Source organism: Spongiivirga sp. MCCC 1A20706 (assembly GCF_046524175.1).
In the GTDB taxonomy this organism is placed as follows: Bacteria; Bacteroidota; Bacteroidia; order Flavobacteriales; family Flavobacteriaceae; genus Spongiivirga.
The window spans coordinates 233,748-255,551 of the sequence record NZ_JBEFZF010000001.1; the positions used below are offsets into that span (position 1 = coordinate 233,748).

The window sequence follows — 21,804 nt, forward strand, 5'->3', positions numbered from 1 at the left end:
CACTACTTAAGAAATTGCCGAAGGATATTTTCAGAACTTTCATTGTTAAAATACGTTAATGTTTTCATAATTAGTTGTTTACAACAAATATTACAGTGAATTTAGAATAACTAAATTTTTAAACACTATATCATGAAAAAATTAATTTTATCTATGCTTGCCATTGCAGGTGTGACATTTTCGATGACTGCTCAAGATGATTCAAGTGGAGGGCAAACAGCTCAAGGTTCATGGCTGGTTGAGGCCAATACGGGTTTTGGCGGCGGCGGTGGCCCTTTAGCTCATTCGGCTAACACTTCATTCGGGTTGACTTCGTTTGATGGTAATACCAGTTGGGCCATCGGTGGTGAGGCTGGTTATTTTGTAGCAGATGATCTTGCGGTAAAACTCGGTTTGGGATATTTTGATTCTGATGGTAATACTAGCGGCCTTACTTATAAAGTGGGGGGTAAGTACTACATTAACAGTATGATTCCGGTTCAGGTGGATTTAACGGGTTCTAGCATTAAAGATGCGGACAATAATCCGTTATGGTTAGGACTGCAAGGTGGCTATGCTATTTTCTTGGGAGATATGGTAAGTATCGAACCAGGTTTACGCTATAATTTAAGTTTAAATGAGGATGTTACTGATGAAGGATTATTTGAGTTCCGTGTAGGTTTCGCACTTCATTTCTGATGTTCTTATAGAAAGATGGTAAAAAGAGGCTTTGGCCTCTTTTTTTATCGTTTTACCCATTTTTTGTACTAAAGGGTTAAAACCATCGTTTAACAAGCGAATAATTCTAACCAAATCTTACATAATGAAAAAGTTACTTCTTTTGGGTACATTATGCGCTATATGTAGCGTTTCTGCCCAAAAAAAACTTAAAAAAATTCAGTTCGGTATTAGTTCAGGTGTTCTTAATGTTGCAACTACCTCCGAAGGAATTCGGGGGACAGGCCTTACCGATAAAGATAATTTTACAGGCTTTTATTTAGGACCTATGGTCCAATTATCAATTAGTAACAAATTTGGCATTCAGGGAGAAGTATTATATGGTAATGCGAATAGTGAAGGTTTTATCATGGTGCCGATACAAGCAAGAATCGGTATTCTACCGAAACTATCTTTGTTATTAGGACCACAAGCTAATTATAGTTTAGAAGATGCTTTAAATGAAAATTTCACCCAATTTGCAGTCGATGGTGTTGGGGGTATAGCGTTCAATATTACACGTAAATTTATGGTACAAGCTAGATATGCCGTTCAGATTACAGATCGATCTAAGGAAGATCAATTCTCACTAAAAAACAATAGCCTTAACATTGGTATTGGCTACAATTTTTAAATCAAATCAAAAACACATTAATTATGAAAAAATTACTTGTAACAGTATTTTTACTAGTAGGCTTAAGTTCAGTGTCTTTCGCTCAAGGCTTACATTTTGGCGTAAAAGGGGGACTTAATTTTGCGGACCTCAATGGCGGTGATATAGATGTTGATAGCAGAACGAGTTATCATATAGGGGTAGTTCTTGAAGCTAGACTTTCTGATAATTTTGCTATCCAACCGGAAGCAATATATTCTTCTCAAGGTGCGAAACTAGGTTCTGACGATCTTAAGCTTGACTATATTAATATTCCAGTTATGGCGGATATAAAGTTGGTGAAATCTTTAAGCTTGCATGTAGGACCACAATTTGGCTTTAACATCGCCGAAGATAATATTAACGATCCTAAAACATTTGATCTTGGTGGCGCTGCTGGTCTAGAGCTCAAAATATTAAAGTTCTTTGCTCAAGCACGATATAATTTTGGGTTAACTGATGTTGCTGAAGGAACTGGAGCTCCAAAAAATGCTGTTTTTCAATTATCAGTAGGGTTTAATTTCTTTTAAAAGTAAAAAGGAAACATCATAAAATAGATATCAAGGTGAAAGCATTGCTTTCACCTTTTTTAGTAATTTCGTTTTAAATTTTATTGAGATGAAGATTATCATCATTAACGGACCAAACTTGAATCTTCTTGGTAAGCGAGAACCTGAAGTGTATGGTAGTCAAACTTTTGAAGCATATTTTGAAGACTTACAAAATCGTTTCTCAGATTGCGAATTATGGTACTATCAATCAAATGTAGAAGGCGAGCTTATTAATAAACTACATGAAGTAGGATTCTCATATGATGGCATTATATTGAATGCGGGCGCTTATACACATACATCAATTGGTTTAGGTGATGCCGTAAAAGCAATTGAAACACCAGTAGTCGAGGTACATATATCAAACATCATGCAGCGTGAAGACTTTAGACACCAATCTTATATTTCTCCAAACGCTAAAGGATGCATTTTTGGTTTCGGTTTGCTCGGCTATGATCTTGCTTTAGAGAGCTTACGAAGCTAGTAGGTAATCTATTTATCGAGAAAAACTCGTACATATTAAAACCAAAAGCTATGAAAATGTTACGATTATTATTACTAAGTACTGCCTTATTTTTTATTGGGTGTGCTTCCGATGATTCACCATCAGTAACCAATGCTGATGATATGGGCGAAGATGGGGATAGTAATGATGGAGATGGTAATGGCAATGACAGTGTGACCTTGGAATTGTTTAATGCTTTTCCGGAACTTTCTTTCGATCAGCCTGTCGATTTGCAATCGCCAAACGATGGCACTAACCGAATTTTTGTAGTTGAAAAAACTGGACGAATTCAGGTTTTTGACAATAACTTAGCATCCTTTAGAAAAAGTACTTTCCTAGATCTTTCAGCTAGAATTTCTACCGTAAGCGAGCAAGGATTATTGGGATTAGCTTTTCACCCTGATTTTGCAACGAACGGATTTTTCTATGTGAATTACAATCCTACTGACGATCAAACAGTAATTGCGAGATTTAAAGTTTCTGATGCAGATGCTGATATGGCAGATTCTTTTAGCGAAACAGTTTTAATGACGATTCCCCAGCCATTTAACAATCATAATGGTGGTCAAGTAGCTTTTGGTCCCGATGGCTTTTTATATATAGCATTAGGTGATGGTGGCAGTGGAGGCGACCCTGATAATAATGGCCAGGATCGATCTACTTGGCTTGGTAACATTTTAAGAATTGACGTTGATAATGTACAAGATGGATTGAACTATGCCATTCCAACAACGAATCCATTTATTGGCGAGGAACTGGTGAAAGAAGAAATTTTCGCATATGGATTTCGCAATCCTTGGCGTATGAGTTTTGATACCGCAACAGGTGATTTATGGACCGGCGATGTTGGGCAGGGAGAATTAGAAGAAGTTGATAAAGTAATTTCGGGTGGCAACTACGGTTGGAAGCTTTTTGAAGGTACTTCATGCTTTTCGGGCAATTGTGATGATACCAATCTAATCGCACCAGTTCACGTTTATGGTCGCTCTCAAGGAGATCGATCGATTACTGGCGGTTATGTTTATCGCGGTACAGCTAACGAGGCCTTAATTGGAAAATACATTTATGGAGACTTTGCTAGTGGTCGCATCTGGTCGCTTGATAATGATGGAAACAATAATACATTACTCATCGAATCAGGATTACCAATTGCTTCGTTTGGGACTGACGATAATCAGGAACTTTATGTTTGCTCTTTTAACGGAAAAATATACCGAATTCAGGAGCGTACAGATTAAATATTTTAACTTTCTGATCGAAAATTATTTTTGATTATTCTACATGATTGAAACACGGATACTCACTAATCATGAGCTTGACTATATTAAAAGTAGAATCCGTAAAGGGCGTGTTTTTCTTTTTTGGACCTTTCTTATACTATTCATTTTCGTGCTGTCATTCGGATTGGCACTCTATTTCGAAAAACATAACAATATTATTATAAATGGCGCGGTTGGGATTTTATTAGTACTTGTAGGAAGTTTACATTGGTTCTATAAAGGATATAAGAATTATCAGATTAATCCAATTGTGTATAATGATGAAGGAATATATAAGCGTATCTATGAATCTTATGGTAAAAATGGAGCCTATTATGATACCATTAATGGTGTGAAAGTTAAAATACCTTGGCATTGGCGGACTTATCTTAAAAACCAAAAAACACCAGTTACTTACGAGTATATTGTCCAAAAAGGGGCGGTAGCCATGAATACCCAGGCACTTGTGAGGGTCATAAGTATTAACAATGAGATTTCATTAGAATATGAATTGCAACATGGATTACAAAAAGCAAAATCTTACTTTTTTTTAGAAATAGTAGCTGTGTTTTGTTCATTCTTCGCATTACTATTTTTGAGTTTTAATGTTGATTTCGACATGCCGATATCACTTAGTGATGTTTTACATGTTTCAGAAGAAACACCAATAGTTATGACAAACGCAGAATCGGTTTCGCAACTTACAAAACCAACTCATGTTAAGGTGAATAATGGTTGGGTGTTTCGCTTCAAAAGACCAACTGATTTCTCTGGCGAATATTTATTGATTAGCAAAAAAGAACGCGATCGCATTTATAATCATCCTTCTTCTAATATGTATTATCGTTTTTTAGTGCCAAGTCAGTACATTATAAAACCCGACAAAGAGACCTTTATCAAAAACTTAGATAATTCGTATATTAAAAACACTATTTATTCTGAGGAACTTGATTCTATAACCAGAAATCGAGCTATTCAGATTGCATTTGATCAGCTTTCAAAGGATTATGAAAAAAGAAAATTAAAGGCGCTGCGAATGGAAAAAGTGCTAGCTGAATTAAAACCTTCCTCCTTCATTGCAAAGCTAAACGAAAAAATAATTGACGAAGTTGATGATGAAAGCTACAATATAAAAAGTAGCTTAGAAAAACCGCAAACAGTAATGGGATATTACCTTCCGAAGCAAGAAGAGTTTCTTGATGCAGATAGATGGAAAGTCCTAAAGAATAGTGTTATTAACAACTCAATTACTTTATTGGTTTGTGCAGTAGTTTTGCTTTACACTTTTTGGATATTATTTAAAATAGGATACAACAGCTACATAAAGAAGAAACTGGTAAAACAACAGCTCAGTAAGATCAACGCTAACATGTTAGAACGTTAACGTCCTTACTAAGCAACCGCTCTTAAATATTTTTTATCGATATAGAAAGTGCCAAACGGTAGGAGCGAAGCGATGAAAAAAATTATGAATCGTTTAATTCCCCAGCGTCTTTCATAGCAAACTATTGCAGCAAGTACTACAAAAGCCATAAATAAAAAACCGTGAATATAACCAACAATAATGTTAGGTTTTGGCATGCTCGCCAAGTACTTTAACGGCATGGTAACACCAAAAAGTAATAGATAGGAGATACCTTCTAAAATCGCTGTAATCCGAAATGTTTTAAGCAAATACGTTGTTTAAAGGTGAATAACTTCGTCATAGGCATCAGCAACTGCTTCCATTACCGCTTCGCTCATTGTCGGGTGCGGATGAATTGCTTTTAAAACTTCATGCCCTGTGGTCTCAAGCTTGCGACCTAAAACCGCTTCTGCTATCATATCGGTAACACCAGCACCAATCATATGACAACCTAACCATTCCCCGTACTTGGCATCAAAAATCACCTTGACAAATCCGTCTGGTGTACCGGCAGCTTTGGCTTTTCCTGAAGCTGAAAATGGGAATTTACCAACCTTTAAATCGTAACCCTTTTCTTTAGCTTGCTTTTCAGTTAGGCCAACACTGGCAATTTCGGGAGTAGCGTACGTACAACCCGGAATATTCCCGTAGTCGATTGGCTCTACATGCATTCCGGCAATTTTTTCAACACAAGTAATACCTTCAGCCGATGCAACATGTGCTAAAGCCGGACCTGGGGTAACGTCGCCTATTGCATAATAACCAGGAATATTGGTTTGGTAAAAATCGTTTACCACAATACGATCTCTATCAACCGAGATGCCTAAATCTTCCAGACCTATATTTTCAATATTGGTTTTAATACCAACTGCAGACAACAGCACATCAGCCTCTAATACCTCTTCACCTTTTTTGGTTTTTACCGTTGCTCTTACTCCTTTTCCCGAGGTATCTACTGATAATACTTCAGAATTGGTCATTACTTTAATTCCCGCCTTTTTAAATGAGCGCTCAAATTGCTTCGATATATCTTCATCTTCAACAGGTACTAAGTGCGGCAAATACTCGACAATAGTTACTTCGGTGCCCATGGCATTATAAAAATGTCCAAACTCAACTCCAATGGCACCAGAACCTACTATAATCATTTTCTTTGGTTGTTTTTCCAAAGACATTGCCTTGCGGTATTCAATTACTTTTTTACCATCAATTGGTAAGCTAGGCAATTCTCTTGCCCGTGCCCCTGTTGCTATGATGATATGATCGGCGCTGTAATCAGTTTTATTACCTTTTTCATCGGTGACTTCCACTTTTTTACCAACCTTTACTTTTCCAAAACCAGAAATAACATCAATCTTATTTTTCTTCATCAAGAACTGAACACCTTTACTCATTCCATCAGCGACATTTCGGCTTCTGTTGACCACAGCGTCAAAATCCTTGTCAGCATCTTTTACTTTAAGACCATAATCTTCCGCATGTTTCAAATATTCAAATACCTGGGCACTTTTTAATAAGGCCTTGGTCGGTATACATCCCCAATTTAAACAAATGCCTCCAAGGCTTTCCTTTTCTACTACAGCTGTTTTAAACCCAAGCTGTGAAGCTCTAATTGCGGTTACATATCCTCCAGGACCACTCCCTAAAACAATAATATCGTATTTGCTCATAATGCAGATTCTTTGGTCATAAATTTTTCCGCCACGAAATTACGAAATACAATAGGAATTATGAACTGAAAATTAACAGGAAAAGCTTTAAAAATGTGATAGACTTAATTAGCGCTCTACGCGATTTTCATCAAATGCACTGGGTAACAATTTGGGAATAAACTTAATAAGTATAGGAAGTAAAACTGCACCACCTGGAAGTGCAAAAATTGCAAGTGAAGGAACCGTTTTGCAAATATCAAGAAGTTGTTCTTTTACTTTTTGTTTTTCTTTTTCTGTCAGGTTTTTAACGGTCGATTTTCCTAGAAGTGATAACAATTCTTGGCTCTGTTTTATTTCTTTTACAAGACGACGCCTATTTCTTAAAATAAGAACACTGACTGTTTTGGATGATTGATCATAGAAGTGTTTTACAGGATTACTATGATTAAAAAATGAAATTTTATCCTTGTTATTTTCAATAAAATGAATCGCGGAAGTGATAGCAATAACTGCTTCATTTTCTTCTAGGTTCAATTCTTCTCTTAATTTCCAAATGTGATGCTCTTCTTTAGCATCTAAAACCTTATCATCCCAAACTGCCATACATGCCAAATCGAAGATATAGCTCTTCTCACAAAAAATACTATATCCTTTAAGCAGGCTTAAATAATTGATGTTCGAATCATTATTGGAGCGTTCATGAAAACGTAAGGAAGATTCAACTAACTTTACAAGAAGTTCATCATAATCAGTTTTTTTAGCTTTTGAATTTAAGGCATCTAATACCACACTCGTAATTACCTGTTCTAGACGTTCAGCATAGATTGATACATCTAAGTGTCCATCTAAATATTGTTTATACGTTAAAACATCAACAAATAGCAACGCGTTGGTAATGATATTGCTGAAGTTTTTAGTAAAAATATTTTTATTAGCCTGGATACGGTTATGAATAATTTTTTCCAGCTGTGAACTAGGCTGTTTACCAACCAATACCTTATCTAGAAAAGAGAACTTTCTGGCACCAAGCGTGTCAAAGTATTTGAGAATAGATTGAATACCATCTTCTGGATTTCCCTTGTCAATAGATTGAAAGTACTGATAAAAAAGAGCAAGTAGTAGATTGATTTTAGTGATCTCTTCTTCAGTATGATCAATTTCACTTTCAATATTAAAAATGCAAGCAGCATTGGTTCCATAGATAAAACCACAATCACGAAGAGTGTTATAATAAACAAGCTCAGGTGTACCGGCCAGTACCTCTAGATCAATGGTTTTTAATAATTTATCTATCCAACCGGCGGCTGACGGATTCATTGGTAATTTGATTGGTTACTGCTAAAATACAATTTATAACTACAAGGTAAATTCGCACGTGCTCCTTAGCTTTTTTTGATTTAACAGTTTTTAACATTCCTAAACCGAACCCTATTTCTAAAAACTCCGTAAGTGTATTTGTTATTCAATAAAAACAAATAAAACATGAAAAACTTACGAAGTAAATTAATTGGAACAGGAGCGGTCCTCACCGGGCTAATCTTGTTAGTTGCGGCAGACCATCTTGAGGCACCGGCAGTATCTGGTACTACAGCAGACATTACGGACATTTATGCATTTGAAGGAGCGAATCCTGATAATACCGTATTTGTGGTAAGCGTGCAGAGCTCTCTGGCACCTGCAGGTAACAATGTCAGTTTTGATGAAGATGTGATGATCGAAATTAATATTGATAATGACGGTGACCTTGTGGAAGATAGAGTGATTCAGGCAGTACCAAGAGGTGATAATATGTACTTTTTTGGCCCCGGCACTCCAACTAGTACAGGATTGAACAGTACTGTTTTAGATCCTGATGCCAGAACTTCAGTCGAAATTAGCGGTATGAATGATGAATTTACAATGACTGACAGTAGTGGCATATCGTATTTTGCCGGACTGCGTGATGACCCTTTCTTTTTTGATTTCAATCAGTTTAATCAGGTTATACAAGGTCCAACAGTTGCTCCTAATGGGTTTAATAATCCAGGAACCAACGACTTTGCCAATCAAAATGTGCTGTCAGTCATAATTGAAGTTCCTAATTCATTATTGGGGGGAACCTTCGATCACCCAGCTGGAACTGGTGTGCCGGTATTTAATGTTTGGGCAGAAGCAAAGAGAAAACAATAAACAAATCAACTTTTAAAATTTAGAAAATGAAATCAATAAGTATGAAAATGATTGCGCTTGCGATGGGATTATTCCTTTTACAAAGCTGTAACAAAGATGATGATAACAATCCTGAACCACCGCAACCAGAACAACTGGATTTTTCTGGAACCTTTGTTCAACAAGATCAAATGGGTAGGCCCGGTATAGCTACCGTATTTCCGACCACTGCTGAAGAGGAAAATGCGTTTAATACAACAATACCCTCCGAAATGGGAGCTAATTTTCAATCCCTGTTTGAAGCTAAACTGAATGGATTACACGCGGCATTTGGAGTAGAATATGAGAATAATATTCTTGGGTTGGATGCTGCAACACTTACGACTGTTTTAGCGTCAGACGTATTACAAGTAGCACCTGATTCACCCACAACTTACTTTGACGGTACCAATGTTCTTACCGGTCGTAACTTAACTGATGATGTCATTGATATTTCACTAGTATTGTTATTTGGTGGTGAAAATGGCAATCGTTTTGATGGTGAAAATGGTACTCCCGAGCTAGTGAGCGATAACGTAGATGCAAGTGGAGAAAACCCGCAAGCTAACTTCCCTTATGTAGAAAGACCAAACTAAAATGAAATGAAAAAATCACTGATAATTATAATTGTTATGGTTATTTGTACCGCTTGTTCGGAGAAAGAGCAGGCGGTTGTTTCGCCATCAGATTACACTAAATTTTCGCAAGAAAAGATAACGCTACTTGAAAAATCAAATTTAGATAGGGAGCTTGATTTTTGGAATAAGAAAATTAAAAATGATAGTGTTCAACTAAGTGCACTTGCAAGTGCTGCTAATGTTTACAATCAACTTTTTAAAGAAACAAACAACATAGGTTACTTAAAGAATGCTGAGCGCTGTTTGGAAAAAGCTTATGACGTAGCAGCTGTTAAAAAAGAGTCCTTTGCAATTGCTTTGGCACAAAACTATATCACCCAACATCGATTTAAAGATGCCAAAAAGGTGCTATTACCTTATGAAGCTATGACTTCGGTCAGTGCACTTCAATATGTGTTATTTGATATAAACATGGAGCTAGGTAATTATTCAAAAGCAGAAGTTAATCTGAATAATTTTAGAAACCTATCAGATTTCAATTACCTAATACGAGTTGCAAAATACAGTGACTATAAAGGCGATTTATCTTCAACAATCCGGTATATGGAAAAAGCACTTAAAAAAGCAAAGTCTGCTAATAACAGGTCGCTTTTGTTGTGGGCGTATACCAATTTAGGAGATTACTATGGTCATGATGGTCGTATTGAAGAATCCTACGATTGTTATACAAAGGCATTAGCAATAGCTCCTGATAATATGTACGCAAAAAAGGCAATTGCTTGGATACTGTATTCACATGAAAAGAAACCTGCTGAAGCCCTAACAATGCTGGAAAATGCAACAAAGGGCAGAAGAGCGCCAGACCATTTTTTGTTAATGAGTGAAATAGCGAAAGCGGTACAGAATAATGAAAAATCTATAGCATATCTAGAGGCTTATCAACAATTAACCAGCAATAGTGAGTATGGAGTTATGTATGATCATCATAATGCACTTGCGCTAATTGATAATTACAATAATCCGATAAAAGGAAAAGAACTAGCAAAAAAAGAGGTTGCCAATAGACCAACACCAGCATCTTATGCACTTTTAGCCTATGCGACGTTAAAAAATGGAGATAAAGAAAAAGCATTGGAATTAGCGAACGAATTTGTAATGAATAAAACCTACGAGCCAGCTGCACAGTTAATTATTGCTCAAATATACAAGGCCAATAATTTAGATGAAAAAGCCAGTCAATTAAAAAAGGAACTCATAGGTGCTGCGTTTGAATTAGGCCCCAGCTATGAAAAAGAAATACTAAAGCTGTAGCATTTAATTCAAGTTTAGTTTTTGGTTTTTTTGGTTGGTTGATTGCGAAAACCCTAGTTGTAATGGCTGGGGTTTTTACTCGAAATATTGAAACTATTATGGGCTTACGGCTCCTAGTACATATAATTGCTCTAGATTAGGACTATCGCTACCACCTTCCGGTTCTAAAGTAATACCAAAGGCTTCAGAATTATTAGCATTTGCTAATTCAAAAATTTGTTCTTCATTGCGATCGAAATCGTCTAACAAACCAATACTTGTTGGAGTCAAGGGATCTAGTTTCAAAGACCAGACCTGATATACTTTACCAGGTGGTGGCTCTGGTAATCCCATAGCATCGATATAAACGATAAGCTCATCTTTTTTCCAATATGCTTTGGCATAAGAATCAGAGTAGATAGTTTGCCCCGCCAAGGTAATTTGTGTTACGGCGGGATCTCTACTTAATTCAAGCAGGGTTTGCATTGATTCGATTTCAGCAATGCGATCATTCAATTGATTCTCCTGAATTTGTTTTTCTTCATTTACTACTTCGAATTCAGTTGCTAACTGTTGTTTTTCTAAATATGTATATGCCAATCCTGCTGCGAGAATAGCAGATGCGGCCCATCCGCTAATGGCGGGCCAATTGGTCTTTTTAGATTTCTTGGTTAAAGGGATTGCCTTTTGTTGTTCTGGTTGAATTTTGGCTTTGATTTTTGATAAAACAGTCTTTGGCAGGGTGGGAGCACTGTATTTAGTCAATGCTATAATTCCATTTTCTACACGTTCAATTTCCTGAACAAGTTCAGGATGTTTTTCCATGGCCTCATGTAGTTGGTTCACTTCATCTGGTGAGAGTGTACCTGCTACATAAAGCTCTAGTATTCCTGACGATATGTATTCTTCTACATTCATTCTTTTACCAGTTCACGCAAATCGCTCAAGCATTTACGAAGTCTTGTTTTTACGGTACCAACAGGTATCTCAATTACTTCAGCGGCTTCTTTTTGTGTATAGCCTTTAAAATAAAGAAGGTCGATTAGTTTAATACATTTCTTTTTAAGTTTATGTACGAACTTCTCGATACCTATTGCATCGGTTTTACTGCCTAGGTCTTCGTTGGAAATTATAATATCTACGAAATTATCAGCACTTAGGTTTTGTTTCTTTTCGTTGTATGATTTCGATCTATAGGCATCTATAGCTGTATTCCTTGCAATATTTAATATCCATGTAAAAAAGCGCCCCTTTTTTGAGGTATATGTATTAGCATTTTTCCAAATTTTTAAAAAGGAGTCTTGCAACAACTCTTCTGCCAAAGTTTGATCTTTAACTATGGTATAAATAACTCCGAACAAACTCTCACCATACATTTGATACAAGCTTTCAAATGCGGCTTCGTCTTTATTCTTTAATTGTGCTATGAGTTGGTCGGGTTGCATTTGTAGTATCTAAAAATAACAAAAGCCACCTAAATGAGGTGGCTTCTACTTTCAAGATTTTTTTATTGAATAATTCCGCCACAGCTAACTCTTGCCCCGGCAGCTCCGCTGGGTTGCGAAGTGAAATCATCTACTCCTTGGTGCACGATAATGGCTTTACCAACAATATTCTTGGTATTGTCATCGCATCCAATGCACCATTCATCAGTTTCGAAAGTTACGACAGCAGTGCCATCTTCTTTAGCAGTAAAATTTCCTATGTCACCTTTATGGTAGCCCTCAGCCATTCCCCACTTACCGTGTTGGGTGTGCGTCGGATTCCAATGCCCCCCGGTTGATTTACCATCGGCAGATGAACAATCTGCTTTTTCATGAATATGGATGGCATGTTCGCCCGGTGTTAATCCACTCAAAGTTGCCCGCATCATTACTGTACCATCCTCTTCAGCAAATTCAACTTCTCCTGTAGCATTGCTTTCGCTTTTAGCTTCTAATGCAAACTTGATCTGTTCTACCTTGACTTCGTCATTTATTTCTTCAGCGGTTTCCTCGACAGCTTCAACGGCTTTTTCTGTTTCTTTTTTGGCATTTTTACAGCTAAAAATAACCGTTGCAAGTACTAACAATACAACAATTTTATTTTTCATGTTATATATTTTGTTTGGTTTCAAACGAAGTTACACAGATTATAGGGCAATTACAACCCATTTGCTAAAATGGTTTAAGTAATTCGCGTTGATCCCGAATCCCTCTTTTCAGATTTTCAGTAAGCAACAATGATTTATCTATTCTCATTTGGCTGGTTTTAAATCGACTTATCATATAAATTATACTTCGCTTTTTTCCCATGGTCAAAGATTCAAATATTTTAAATGCATCGTAATCACTTAATAAAACGGCATCTAATTCTTCAGGCATTTCAACCCCGTACTTTGTTGTGTCTTCAACTAATTGTACTTCAAACGTATCATCCTTTTTAACACCAATGGATTTCTGATTGTTTTTACCAAACATGATAAAAAAGTGATCTTTTCTTTTATTTAAGGCTGCATGAATCTTCAACTCATTATTTTCAAAGATTGCAATTAACTGCACACGTTTATGTCCCTTTTCGTAAAATTTGATGGCAATATTATAAGGGATTTCTATGAGATATCCTCGATGTAACGTAACTGTAAATGGCTTACTTTTTAAAATGCCTGTATTCATTAGTACCTGTGTCTTGTTAAAATTACGAATTGGAGATTAATTTTTTACAGTCAAAGAATATGATCGGCTCGTATGACTTTTTTAATGTTTTGGTATCGATTGTTGATTGAATTAACAAATTTTCAGAATTGAGACTCGGCATTGTTTTTGATTTTGGTTAATTTTGAAATACAAAGATTATGGGAAGATTCAGCAACCTTAGAAAAAACAAAAAGTACAACTATGAGCCTCGTTATTATGATAACGAAGGAGAGGATCGTCCTTTTAAAATGGATGGTCGTTTTACCAAGTATAGTAAACTTTATAACAACAGTGATCACTCATTAAAAGGTAAGGTAAACCGGGCAATGAATGATTTAAATAATCAAGATCCGATGGTAAACCGTCGCATCATGATTATTGTTGCCATTTTACTTTTCATCTTTCTATATATTATTGATTTCGATTTATCTATTTTTTCAGACTAATTAACTAATGGCAGATATCATTCAGCTTTTGCCCGACCATGTTGCCAACCAAATTGCAGCAGGTGAGGTAGTACAACGTCCCGCTTCTGTGGTAAAAGAGCTGATGGAAAACGCCATTGATGCAAAGGCATCGTTGGTAAAGCTCATTATCAAAGAAGCCGGAAAAACCCTTATTCAGGTTGTTGATAATGGCATTGGTATGAGTGAAACCGATGCGCGCTTGAGTTTCGAACGTCATGCTACTTCGAAGATAAGGCAAGCGGAAGATCTCTTTAGTTTAAATACCAAAGGGTTTCGTGGAGAAGCATTGGCTTCAATTGCTGCCATTGCACATGTAGAAATGACAACACGACCAGAGCAAAGAGAATTAGCAACCCAAATAAAAATTGAGGGTAGTAAAGTAATATCTCAAGAGGTGGTGGCGGCACCAAAAGGGACTTCTATAGCGGTAAAAAATCTCTTTTATAACATTCCAGCTAGACGAAATTTCTTAAAATCAAATCAGGTAGAACTACGGCATATCATTGATGAATTTCAACGGGTGGCATGTGCACATCCTGATATTACATTCAATATGTATCATAATGGTGCTGAGCTTTTCAATTTACCAATATCAAATTATCGCCAACGTATCGTTGGGGTTTTTGGTGCAAAGACTAATGAAAAGTTGGTTCCAGTTGACGAAGACACTGACATTGTCAAAATTACTGGCTTTGTGGGCAAACCGGACTATGCTAAAAAGAGTAGGGGTGAGCAGTTCTTTTTTGTAAATAACCGCTTTATAAAAAGCCCGTATTTAAATCATGCGATTAACAATGCGTTTGATGGACTTTTGAAGGATAAGGTGCACCCAAGCTACTTTTTATATTTGACAGTTGATCCAAAAAGTATCGATATCAATATCCACCCAACGAAGACGGAGATTAAGTTTGATGATGAGCATGCGTTATATGCCATATTGCGATCAGCAGTAAAGCATAGTTTAGGGCAGTTTAATGTTGCTCCTGTACTTGACTTTGATCGCGATTCAACGATGGATACGCCATATTCATATCAGCAAAAGACACCGACCACACCCAAAATTACTGTGGACGCTAACTTTAATCCGTTTGCTGATACAAAAACAAGGTCCAAAGTAGTTCCAAATATGCCTTACAAGAAGAATGATACTGCTTCATGGGAAAGTTTATATGTTGGCGTGGAATCAAAATCCGTTGGACAACCAATAGATTTTAGTGAAATTGAATTGGAATCTGAAGAGGTAACCGGATCATTGTTCGAAAAAAAGAAAGAAAATGAGCAGGGTACTACTTATCAATTACATAATAAGTACGTAGTGAGCAAGATCAAATCTGGTATGATGATTATTGACCAGAATAGAGCGCACCAGCGCGTGCTGTATGAAAAGTTATTAGAGCAAATGACGGTTAAAGGCGGAATTAGTCAACAACTATTGTTTCCGCTATGTTTAGATTTTTCTACTAGTGATGTGGCATTAATTCAATCGGTAAAAGAAAATTTGGAAAATACGGGGTTTGTGTTTTCCAATATCAAGCAAGATACCATCGAGATTACGGGCATACCATTTAATATTTCGGAAAGCCAAGTGCGTTTAATTATTGATCAGTTATTGTCTGATTTTCAAAACGAAGTGCCAGATGTTATTTTTAGTCAAGTGGATTTAATGGCAAAGTCAATTGCAAAAAGTACAGCCATCAAAACTGGTGTAAGCTTGAGTGTAACTGAACAAGAATCGTTGGTAAATGATTTATTTGCTTGTAAAGAACCCACATTGGCTCCTGACAATAGACCGGCCTTTATTACTATTAGTATGGACGAATTAGAAAGAAAGTTTTTGTAAATGTTTAGAATCACCGAAACAGTAAAACATTTATTGATCATTAATGTGATCGTGTTTATCGCTTCGCAAACTCCTATGTTTCAAACGCAAGCATATGATTTACTTGCTTTGCATTTTCCTGCCAATGAAAAGTTTCAAATATGGCAAGTATTTACGCATATGTTTATGCATGGTAATGTACAGCATATACTATTTAATATGTTCGCTCTTTGGATGTTTGGTACACAGGTAGAGCAGATGTTTGGAAGGAATAAGTTCATTTTTTTCTATATCGCCTCAGGATTAGGAGCCGCTTTCGTTCAATTAATAGCTTACTATGTTTCATACAATGGGGCTGTAGAGGCAATAACAGCAGCTGGTATGAGCCAAGATGCATTGCAAATGTTATTAAATGAAGGAAAATATAATACCACAATTTTACAGAATTTGAATCCTGAATCGCTGGAGACCGCTTTTCAAGCATATAACACAACTATGGTAGGGGCTTCTGGAGCAATAATGGGAATATTGGTAGCATATGGAATGCTCTTCCCCAATGCGGAATTAATGATGATTTTTTTCCCTATTCCTATAAAGGCTAAGTATTTTATTCCGGCTATTATTGGATTGGATCTTTTTTCAGGAATAACTGGGACGTCGATTTTTAGCCCAAGTAATACGGCTTATTTTGCGCACGTAGGAGGTGCTTTAGCTGGATTTATAATGATGTGGTACTGGAAAAAAAATCAGTTTAATCGTAATCGTTGGGATCGATGAGTTTGATGCAAGACATACGTTATAAAATGGCTCGGCTAAACCTTGCTGAAAAGTTAATAGTAGTAAATCTGTTAATTTTTATTGCCCCGCTAATTTTAAGAACTTTCTTTTTTCTTTTCAAAGCGGAGTTACCCGATTTTATTTCTTGGTTTGAAATCAACTCTGATTTAAAAGAATTTATTATCAAACCATGGACCTTAATAACCTATAGTTTTTTTCATGGAGATTTCTGGCATATTTTCTGGAACATGATTGTACTCTACTATTTTAGTAGAATCTTTTTTAATCTTTTCGAAGCTCGTCGTTTTATCAATATCTATTTTCTTGGAGTAATAACAGGTGGCTTTGCTTTTTTAGCATGTTATAATCTTTTTCCGGTTTTTGAAACGCATAATAAAATGATTGGAGCATCAGCTGGGGTTAATGCGATATTGATTTTTGTGTGTACCTACCTTCCAAATAAAGAATTTAGAATTTTTAGCTTCGGAATTAAGCTTTGGTATATTGGTCTTTTTCTATTGATCAAAGATTTTATTGGTATTGCTGGGCCCAATTCTGGTGGAGCAATTGCTCATCTAGGCGGAGCTGCATTAGGTTTTCTCCTAGCAAGAAATTTGCTAAAAGGAAAAGATTCGGGAGAATGGTTTTCTAAATTAGTGGATAGCTTTACAAGTTTATTTTCGGTAAAAAAACGCACTCCTCTTAAAACTGTGCACAAAACCAAGACCAAAAAAGCAACTAAAAAACAACCAAAAACAGTCGATCAACAAAAAATTGATGCTATTCTAGATAAAATAAGTAAGTCGGGTTATGAGAGCTTAACGAAACAGGAAAAAGATTTCCTTTTTCAGGCAGGCAAAGATAATTAGACTTATTATTTATCGTTAGGAAGCATCAATATATAGTATGTAGTTAACAATTTGAAAAACCTAGGGCTATTACATAAGTTATTGTTTATTTTTAACTCAGTCTTTGCACTGTTGTTGCTGCTTTCGTATGTATTACCATATGTGTTTCCCAAAACGTTCCCAACGGTTTCGGTATTAAGTCTTACGGTTCCTATTTTAATTATTATCAATTTGCTGTTTTTTATTTATTGGCTGATCCGATTAAAAAAACAATTGCTGCTCTCACTATTTGTTTTGCTTATAGGCTTTTCACATGTAACCTCATTATACCGCTTTGGAGGTAATGCTGATTTTTCTGAAAGCGATTTTACTATAATGAGCTACAATGTACGTTTGTTTAACAATTTTGAGCAGATAAAGGCTGATAGCATTGGGGATAAATTAGTCGGTTTTATCGCAGACCGCGACCCAAGTATTCTGTGCATGCAAGAGTTTCATAGGCGAAAAGATGTGGAAGGATATCGATACAAATACAAAAAGCTGAATAGCAATAAAAAGTCATCAGGTTTAGCTATCTATTCGAAATTTCCCATAATCGATGCAGGCTCTGTTAACTTTCCCGATACCCATAATAATGCAATTTACGTTGATGTGGTCAAAGCAGATGATACAATACGTGTCTACAACGTACATTTACAATCGCTTAAAGTAATTCCTGATCTTGATAAAATCAGGAAAGAAGATTCCAAAAAGTTATACGGCCGTATTGGGAATACCTTTGCGATGCAGCAAACGCAGATTGAGTTATTTAATAAACACCGAAAAACATCTCCTTATAAAACTATTATCTGTACCGATTTGAATAATACCCAATATTCTAATGTGTACAAGCAAATATCAGAAGATGCACATGATGCATTTATAAAACGAGGAAGTGGTTTTGGCCGTACGTTCAATTTTAAGTTTTTTCCGGTGCGTATTGATTTTATTCTTGCCGATGATTCATTCGAAACCATGGCGTTTGACCGTTTTAAAATTCCATATTCTGATCATTATCCGGTGATGGCTGGTTTTTCTATTAAAGAGTAGTCTCTAGTCAAAAGCCTTACCTTTTTATCACAATTGCAGGGCTGAGGTACCGTGTTTAGTATTCGAACTATTGGAATTCACATCATCTGGCAATCAATAAAATCTACTACTATGTGCCAAAATAATGCAAAGCCAATAATTCTTGTTTTTTTGAATATTGTTAAACATCCATATACTCCAACAGCCCAGTAGGAGTGAAGCGGATGAAAATTTATGCTACAACGTGTTGGATCAAAAACTGGATTAGCCAAAAGGTGATCTAAATCAATGATCATGGCTAGTAAAAAAATGACATATACTTTCCATAATTTCTTTGGAACGAAAAGATATGCGAATAGTATAGGAACTACTAAATGAAGAGCATAATGAATTACACTTTGTGTCATTTGCCTTCTATTTTGCTTCGCTCTAGATAAGAAATAGCATTTGGCCCCTCATTAAAAAGAAGGTCTAGCACAGATAAGTTAGATATAAAACCGTGTTTTGAAGAAAAAACTTGTGTATATGGTGGCAAGAATATGCCCTGCGTCCGTTGTTTAGCGTTTACCAGGTATCTAAAATCATTATCATCACCATAAGCCTTAAAATCTTTACTTTTTTTAATCTGCGTCTCTAAGGGAAGATTATCAGATAAAAATTGGTGACACTTTAAGTTAAAATTCATTAAACGTTCTTCCTTATCCTTATAAATAATGGCGAGTTCATCTTCATAAAATTCAAAAAAAGGTGAAGTGCGATATGCTGATTCTAGGGATTTCCAATGTTCTTTTTGCCAGTTTTCAACGTATGAAATTAATACATCGGTATACTGTATCTTTTTACCTTTTTGATGCTGGACAGGAATATTAAGCAGTTGTTTACCGTTGGCGCCATAGATATACATGCGATTACGATAGGTTTGCTTTTGATAATTATCATGAGCTTCAAAAATGACATTTGGGTGCTGACTCATAATCGCATACTGAGCGATTGAACCAAAATAACAAGGATGGAGTAGTGGTGTCAATTGTCCTCAATGGGAAATCAGAATTTTAAATTCTGAATTAGTAAAATATTATCCTTTTTTACGTTTTCTAAAAAAGTCAAAACCAAACCAAAGTGCTAGTAATATTAAAAAGTATTTCAGGTATGATACGCGTTCTCCGCTTCCGCCAACAGTAGTAAAGAAACGATCCCATCTTGGTTTTACCCCTTCAACAGTGTCATAGCTCATCCATATAAATACGGGCTTACCTAGTACATGATCAAATGGTACATAGCCCCAACTTCTTGAATCTAGACTATTATTGCGGTTGTCACCCATCATCCAATAATAATCCTGACCAAAGGTATAGCTAGTGGCAATTTCACCATCAATTTTTATCTGATTGCCATTTACTTCTAGATTATGACCCTCATATTCGGTAATGATGCGTTTGTATAGCGGTAATACTTCTACATTAAGATTAACAGTTTTTCCCTTTTCAGGAATGTAAATAGGTCCAAAATAGTCAGTATTCCAAGAGTTGTTATTGCCAGCGGGGAATACCAAGGGTTCACTAATACCTTTTCCATTAGCAGCGCGTTCAATCGAAACTACGTTAGGATGATTTTTTAATTGTGCTGCAACTTCTGTCGTTAATGATGTGAAAACGTATTGATTGGCAGCTGTTTGTCCGTAATAATCAGGGTCAAGGTCATAGCGCTGGTGCATATATGACGGATTGAACTGTCCGCCTTTTGTAGTAACAACATATTTAAACTGTGGCTCTGCTCTGTCGGGTAACACATTTTTCTTGCCGTTAATATAGACCCAACCTTCACGCACTTCAAGCGAATCACCGGGTACGCCTACACAACGTTTTACATAGTTAGATTTTTTATCAATAGGTTTGTCGATAAAACCTTTGCTTTCATTTCCGTATTCTACCCAATTGTCAGTTGGCCAACTAAAAACCACAATGTCATTGCGTTTTATTTTTTGAAATGCGGGCAAACGTAAATAGGGTAATTGAAGTTTATCTGTATATGATCGTATACTAGTTCCGGGAATTACATCATGAATCATGGGTAAAGCTATGGGTGTCATAGGTACCCGAACGCCATAATGAAATTTACTTACCAGCAAAAACTCACCTACCCTTAGGGTTTTATCCAATGATGGAGTAGGAATTACATAGGGTTGCATGAAATATGTGTGCACCATTGTTGCTGCCACAACCGCGAATAACACTGCACTTGTCCAAGTAGACACATTTTTGATGATCACTTCATCATCACGACCTATGTATTTCGTATCGCTTTTGTAGTTTATGTAAATAAGATATATGTAGCAGGTGATGATCGACAAGAAAGTATATCTTTTTTTTCTATACCCAAATACATGTAGCCATTCATAAACAATCACTATTAAAATAATATTGCCTATAACAGGAAGAACAATTAGGAAAATCCACCACCAAGGCCGCTCAATAATTTTAAGTTGTACTATAATATTATAGAAGGGTACAAATGCTTCCCAGGCTTTTCTACCTGCTTTCACGAAGCCTTTCCAATAAATTATGCCGTTTAATAGTCCGAAAAACAAGGTGGCATATATAAAAAGGTCTATTGACATACGGTTATTTTAGTTTTGTGCAAGAAACAAAAATTTATTTATTGACTTAAAGTCTATTAGGCAATATTTAACACGTCTCTCATACTAAATACGCCTTTCTTACCTATAATCCATTCTGCTGCTATAACGGCACCTAGTGCAAAACCTTCACGGCTATGAGCAGTATGAGTAATGTCTATGGTATCAACAGCAGAAGTGTAGCTAATGGTATGTGTTCCGGGAACATTAGGAGTGCGGACTGCTTTGATTGATATTTTTCCAGCCTCTTTCTTATCCAGTACCCAATCATCATGGATGCCATTTTTGATAATACCTTCAGCCAGTGAGATCGCTGTGCCGCTAGGAGCGTCTAGTTTTTGAGTATGGTGTACTTCTTCTATTCCTACCGTGTACTGATCGAATTGACCCATCATTTTCGCTAGGTATTCATTCAATTCAAAAAAAATATTGACTCCTAAACTAAAGTTAGATGCATAAATAAACGCCCCGTTTTTTGCCTTACATAAGTCAGTTATCTTCTCATATTGATCTAACCATCCGGTGGTGCCGGAAATTATTGGAACATGATGTTCTAAGCATTTAGAAATATTTGATACTGCCGCGGTAGGAATACTGAAATCAATGGCGACATCTGCTTTTGTGATATCGTAGTCATGTTGATCTTTATCAACTTTTAAAACAATTTCATGTCCGCGTTTTATAGCTAGTTGCTCAATGGTTTTACCCATTTTTCCGTATCCTAAAAGGGCAATTTTCAT

Annotated in this window: 25 protein-coding genes; 14 read left to right on the plus strand and 11 right to left on the minus strand. The window is 36.2% G+C overall.

Annotation, left to right across the window (positions count from 1 at the left end):
• Positions 1-132 precede the first annotated feature (132 nt).
• The 6 genes from ABN763_RS01070 to ABN763_RS01095 all read left to right on the plus strand — a co-directional run bounded on the left by ABN763_RS01070 (position 133) and on the right by ABN763_RS01095 (position 5,047).
• Complete coding sequence (locus ABN763_RS01070) at positions 133-678, plus strand: hypothetical protein (RefSeq protein ID WP_410483551.1); 546 nt, start codon at positions 133-135, stop codon at positions 676-678.
• A 124-nt stretch (positions 679-802) separates the two neighbouring features.
• Positions 803-1,330 (plus strand): outer membrane beta-barrel protein, encoded by a 528-nt coding sequence (locus ABN763_RS01075; protein ID WP_410483552.1) that lies wholly within the window; start codon positions 803-805, stop codon positions 1,328-1,330.
• A gap of 23 nt (positions 1,331-1,353) precedes the next feature.
• Positions 1,354-1,878, plus strand: a complete 525-nt coding sequence (locus ABN763_RS01080) for a porin family protein (RefSeq protein ID WP_410483553.1) — start codon at positions 1,354-1,356, stop codon at positions 1,876-1,878.
• Between the two features lie 88 nt (positions 1,879-1,966).
• The gene (gene aroQ, locus ABN763_RS01085; RefSeq protein WP_410483554.1) at positions 1,967-2,383 is read left to right on the plus strand and encodes a type II 3-dehydroquinate dehydratase; all 417 of its coding nucleotides are present in this window, start codon (positions 1,967-1,969) and stop codon (positions 2,381-2,383) included.
• Between the two features lie 50 nt (positions 2,384-2,433).
• A complete protein-coding gene (locus tag ABN763_RS01090) occupies positions 2,434-3,642 on the plus strand; it encodes a PQQ-dependent sugar dehydrogenase (protein WP_410483555.1) in 1,209 nt (402 codons plus the stop codon).
• Positions 3,643-3,685: 43 nt separating this feature from the next.
• Complete coding sequence (locus tag ABN763_RS01095; RefSeq protein WP_410483556.1) at positions 3,686-5,047, plus strand: hypothetical protein; 1,362 nt, start codon at positions 3,686-3,688, stop codon at positions 5,045-5,047.
• 8 nt (positions 5,048-5,055) lie between these two features.
• On the opposite strand, the gene ABN763_RS01100 is transcribed toward ABN763_RS01095, so the two are convergent.
• The 3 genes from ABN763_RS01100 to ABN763_RS01110 all read right to left on the minus strand — a co-directional run bounded on the left by ABN763_RS01100 (position 5,056) and on the right by ABN763_RS01110 (position 8,037).
• Positions 5,056-5,337 carry a DUF3817 domain-containing protein gene (locus ABN763_RS01100; protein ID WP_410483557.1) on the minus strand — a complete coding sequence of 94 codons (282 nt, stop codon included), beginning with the start codon at positions 5,335-5,337 and terminating at the stop codon, positions 5,056-5,058.
• Positions 5,338-5,346: 9 nt separating this feature from the next.
• A complete protein-coding gene (lpdA, locus tag ABN763_RS01105; RefSeq protein ID WP_410483558.1) occupies positions 5,347-6,738 on the minus strand; it encodes a dihydrolipoyl dehydrogenase in 1,392 nt (463 codons plus the stop codon).
• A gap of 108 nt (positions 6,739-6,846) precedes the next feature.
• Positions 6,847-8,037 (minus strand): LETM1-related biofilm-associated protein, encoded by a 1,191-nt coding sequence (locus ABN763_RS01110; protein ID WP_410483559.1) that lies wholly within the window; start codon positions 8,035-8,037, stop codon positions 6,847-6,849.
• Positions 8,038-8,202: 165 nt separating this feature from the next.
• Here ABN763_RS01110 and ABN763_RS01115 point away from each other — a divergent pair, with 165 nt between their 5' ends.
• From ABN763_RS01115 to ABN763_RS01125, 3 genes are read left to right on the plus strand one after another with little or no spacing between them, the layout of a single operon-like run.
• Positions 8,203-8,889: a DUF4331 family protein gene (locus tag ABN763_RS01115; protein WP_410483560.1), complete on the plus strand. Its 687-nt coding sequence runs from the start codon at positions 8,203-8,205 to the stop codon at positions 8,887-8,889.
• 26 nt (positions 8,890-8,915) lie between these two features.
• On the plus strand, positions 8,916-9,503 hold the full coding sequence (locus tag ABN763_RS01120; protein WP_410483561.1) for a DUF4331 family protein: 588 nt from the start codon (positions 8,916-8,918) through the stop codon (positions 9,501-9,503).
• Positions 9,504-9,509: 6 nt separating this feature from the next.
• Positions 9,510-10,796, plus strand: a complete 1,287-nt coding sequence (locus ABN763_RS01125; RefSeq protein WP_410483562.1) for a tetratricopeptide repeat protein — start codon at positions 9,510-9,512, stop codon at positions 10,794-10,796.
• A gap of 96 nt (positions 10,797-10,892) precedes the next feature.
• Here the strand turns inward: ABN763_RS01125 and ABN763_RS01130 are convergent, their stop codons facing one another.
• The 4 genes from ABN763_RS01130 to ABN763_RS01145 form a co-directional block, all read right to left on the minus strand.
• Positions 10,893-11,693: an anti-sigma factor domain-containing protein gene (locus tag ABN763_RS01130; protein WP_410483563.1), complete on the minus strand. Its 801-nt coding sequence runs from the start codon at positions 11,691-11,693 to the stop codon at positions 10,893-10,895.
• A complete protein-coding gene (locus ABN763_RS01135) occupies positions 11,690-12,220 on the minus strand; it encodes an RNA polymerase sigma factor (protein ID WP_410483564.1) in 531 nt (176 codons plus the stop codon). Before ABN763_RS01135 ends, ABN763_RS01130 begins: the two co-directional genes overlap by 4 nt.
• 62 nt (positions 12,221-12,282) lie before the next feature.
• Positions 12,283-12,867, minus strand: a complete 585-nt coding sequence (locus ABN763_RS01140; RefSeq protein ID WP_410483565.1) for a superoxide dismutase family protein — start codon at positions 12,865-12,867, stop codon at positions 12,283-12,285.
• 64 nt (positions 12,868-12,931) lie between these two features.
• Complete coding sequence (locus ABN763_RS01145; RefSeq protein ID WP_410483566.1) at positions 12,932-13,429, minus strand: YdeI/OmpD-associated family protein; 498 nt, start codon at positions 13,427-13,429, stop codon at positions 12,932-12,934.
• Positions 13,430-13,608: 179 nt separating this feature from the next.
• Between ABN763_RS01145 and ABN763_RS01150 the strand changes: the two genes are divergently transcribed.
• The 5 genes from ABN763_RS01150 to ABN763_RS01170 are packed head-to-tail and all read left to right on the plus strand — an operon-like array spanning position 13,609 to position 18,450.
• Positions 13,609-13,896, plus strand: a complete 288-nt coding sequence (locus tag ABN763_RS01150) for a riboflavin synthase subunit beta (protein ID WP_410483567.1) — start codon at positions 13,609-13,611, stop codon at positions 13,894-13,896.
• A gap of 7 nt (positions 13,897-13,903) precedes the next feature.
• Positions 13,904-15,757, plus strand: a complete 1,854-nt coding sequence (gene mutL, locus ABN763_RS01155; protein ID WP_410483568.1) for a DNA mismatch repair endonuclease MutL — start codon at positions 13,904-13,906, stop codon at positions 15,755-15,757.
• A complete protein-coding gene (locus ABN763_RS01160) occupies positions 15,758-16,513 on the plus strand; it encodes a rhomboid family intramembrane serine protease (protein WP_410483569.1) in 756 nt (251 codons plus the stop codon).
• Between the two features lie 26 nt (positions 16,514-16,539).
• A complete protein-coding gene (locus tag ABN763_RS01165) occupies positions 16,540-17,382 on the plus strand; it encodes a rhomboid family intramembrane serine protease (RefSeq protein WP_410483570.1) in 843 nt (280 codons plus the stop codon).
• Between the two features lie 51 nt (positions 17,383-17,433).
• A complete protein-coding gene (locus ABN763_RS01170) occupies positions 17,434-18,450 on the plus strand; it encodes an endonuclease/exonuclease/phosphatase family protein (RefSeq protein ID WP_410483571.1) in 1,017 nt (338 codons plus the stop codon).
• A 77-nt stretch (positions 18,451-18,527) separates the two neighbouring features.
• Here the strand turns inward: ABN763_RS01170 and ABN763_RS01175 are convergent, their stop codons facing one another.
• From ABN763_RS01175 to dapB, 4 genes are read right to left on the minus strand one after another with little or no spacing between them, the layout of a single operon-like run.
• Entirely contained in the window at positions 18,528-18,836 is a 309-nt protein-coding gene (locus tag ABN763_RS01175; RefSeq protein WP_410483572.1) for a DUF6122 family protein, read from the minus strand.
• Positions 18,833-19,456, minus strand: a complete 624-nt coding sequence (locus ABN763_RS01180; RefSeq protein WP_410483573.1) for a WbqC family protein — start codon at positions 19,454-19,456, stop codon at positions 18,833-18,835. The genes ABN763_RS01175 and ABN763_RS01180 overlap by 4 nt, the downstream gene beginning before the upstream one ends.
• A 48-nt stretch (positions 19,457-19,504) precedes the next feature.
• On the minus strand, positions 19,505-21,046 hold the full coding sequence (gene lepB, locus ABN763_RS01185) for a signal peptidase I (RefSeq protein ID WP_410483574.1): 1,542 nt from the start codon (positions 21,044-21,046) through the stop codon (positions 19,505-19,507).
• A 56-nt stretch (positions 21,047-21,102) separates the two neighbouring features.
• Positions 21,103-21,804, minus strand: a complete 702-nt coding sequence (gene dapB, locus ABN763_RS01190; protein ID WP_410483575.1) for a 4-hydroxy-tetrahydrodipicolinate reductase — start codon at positions 21,802-21,804, stop codon at positions 21,103-21,105.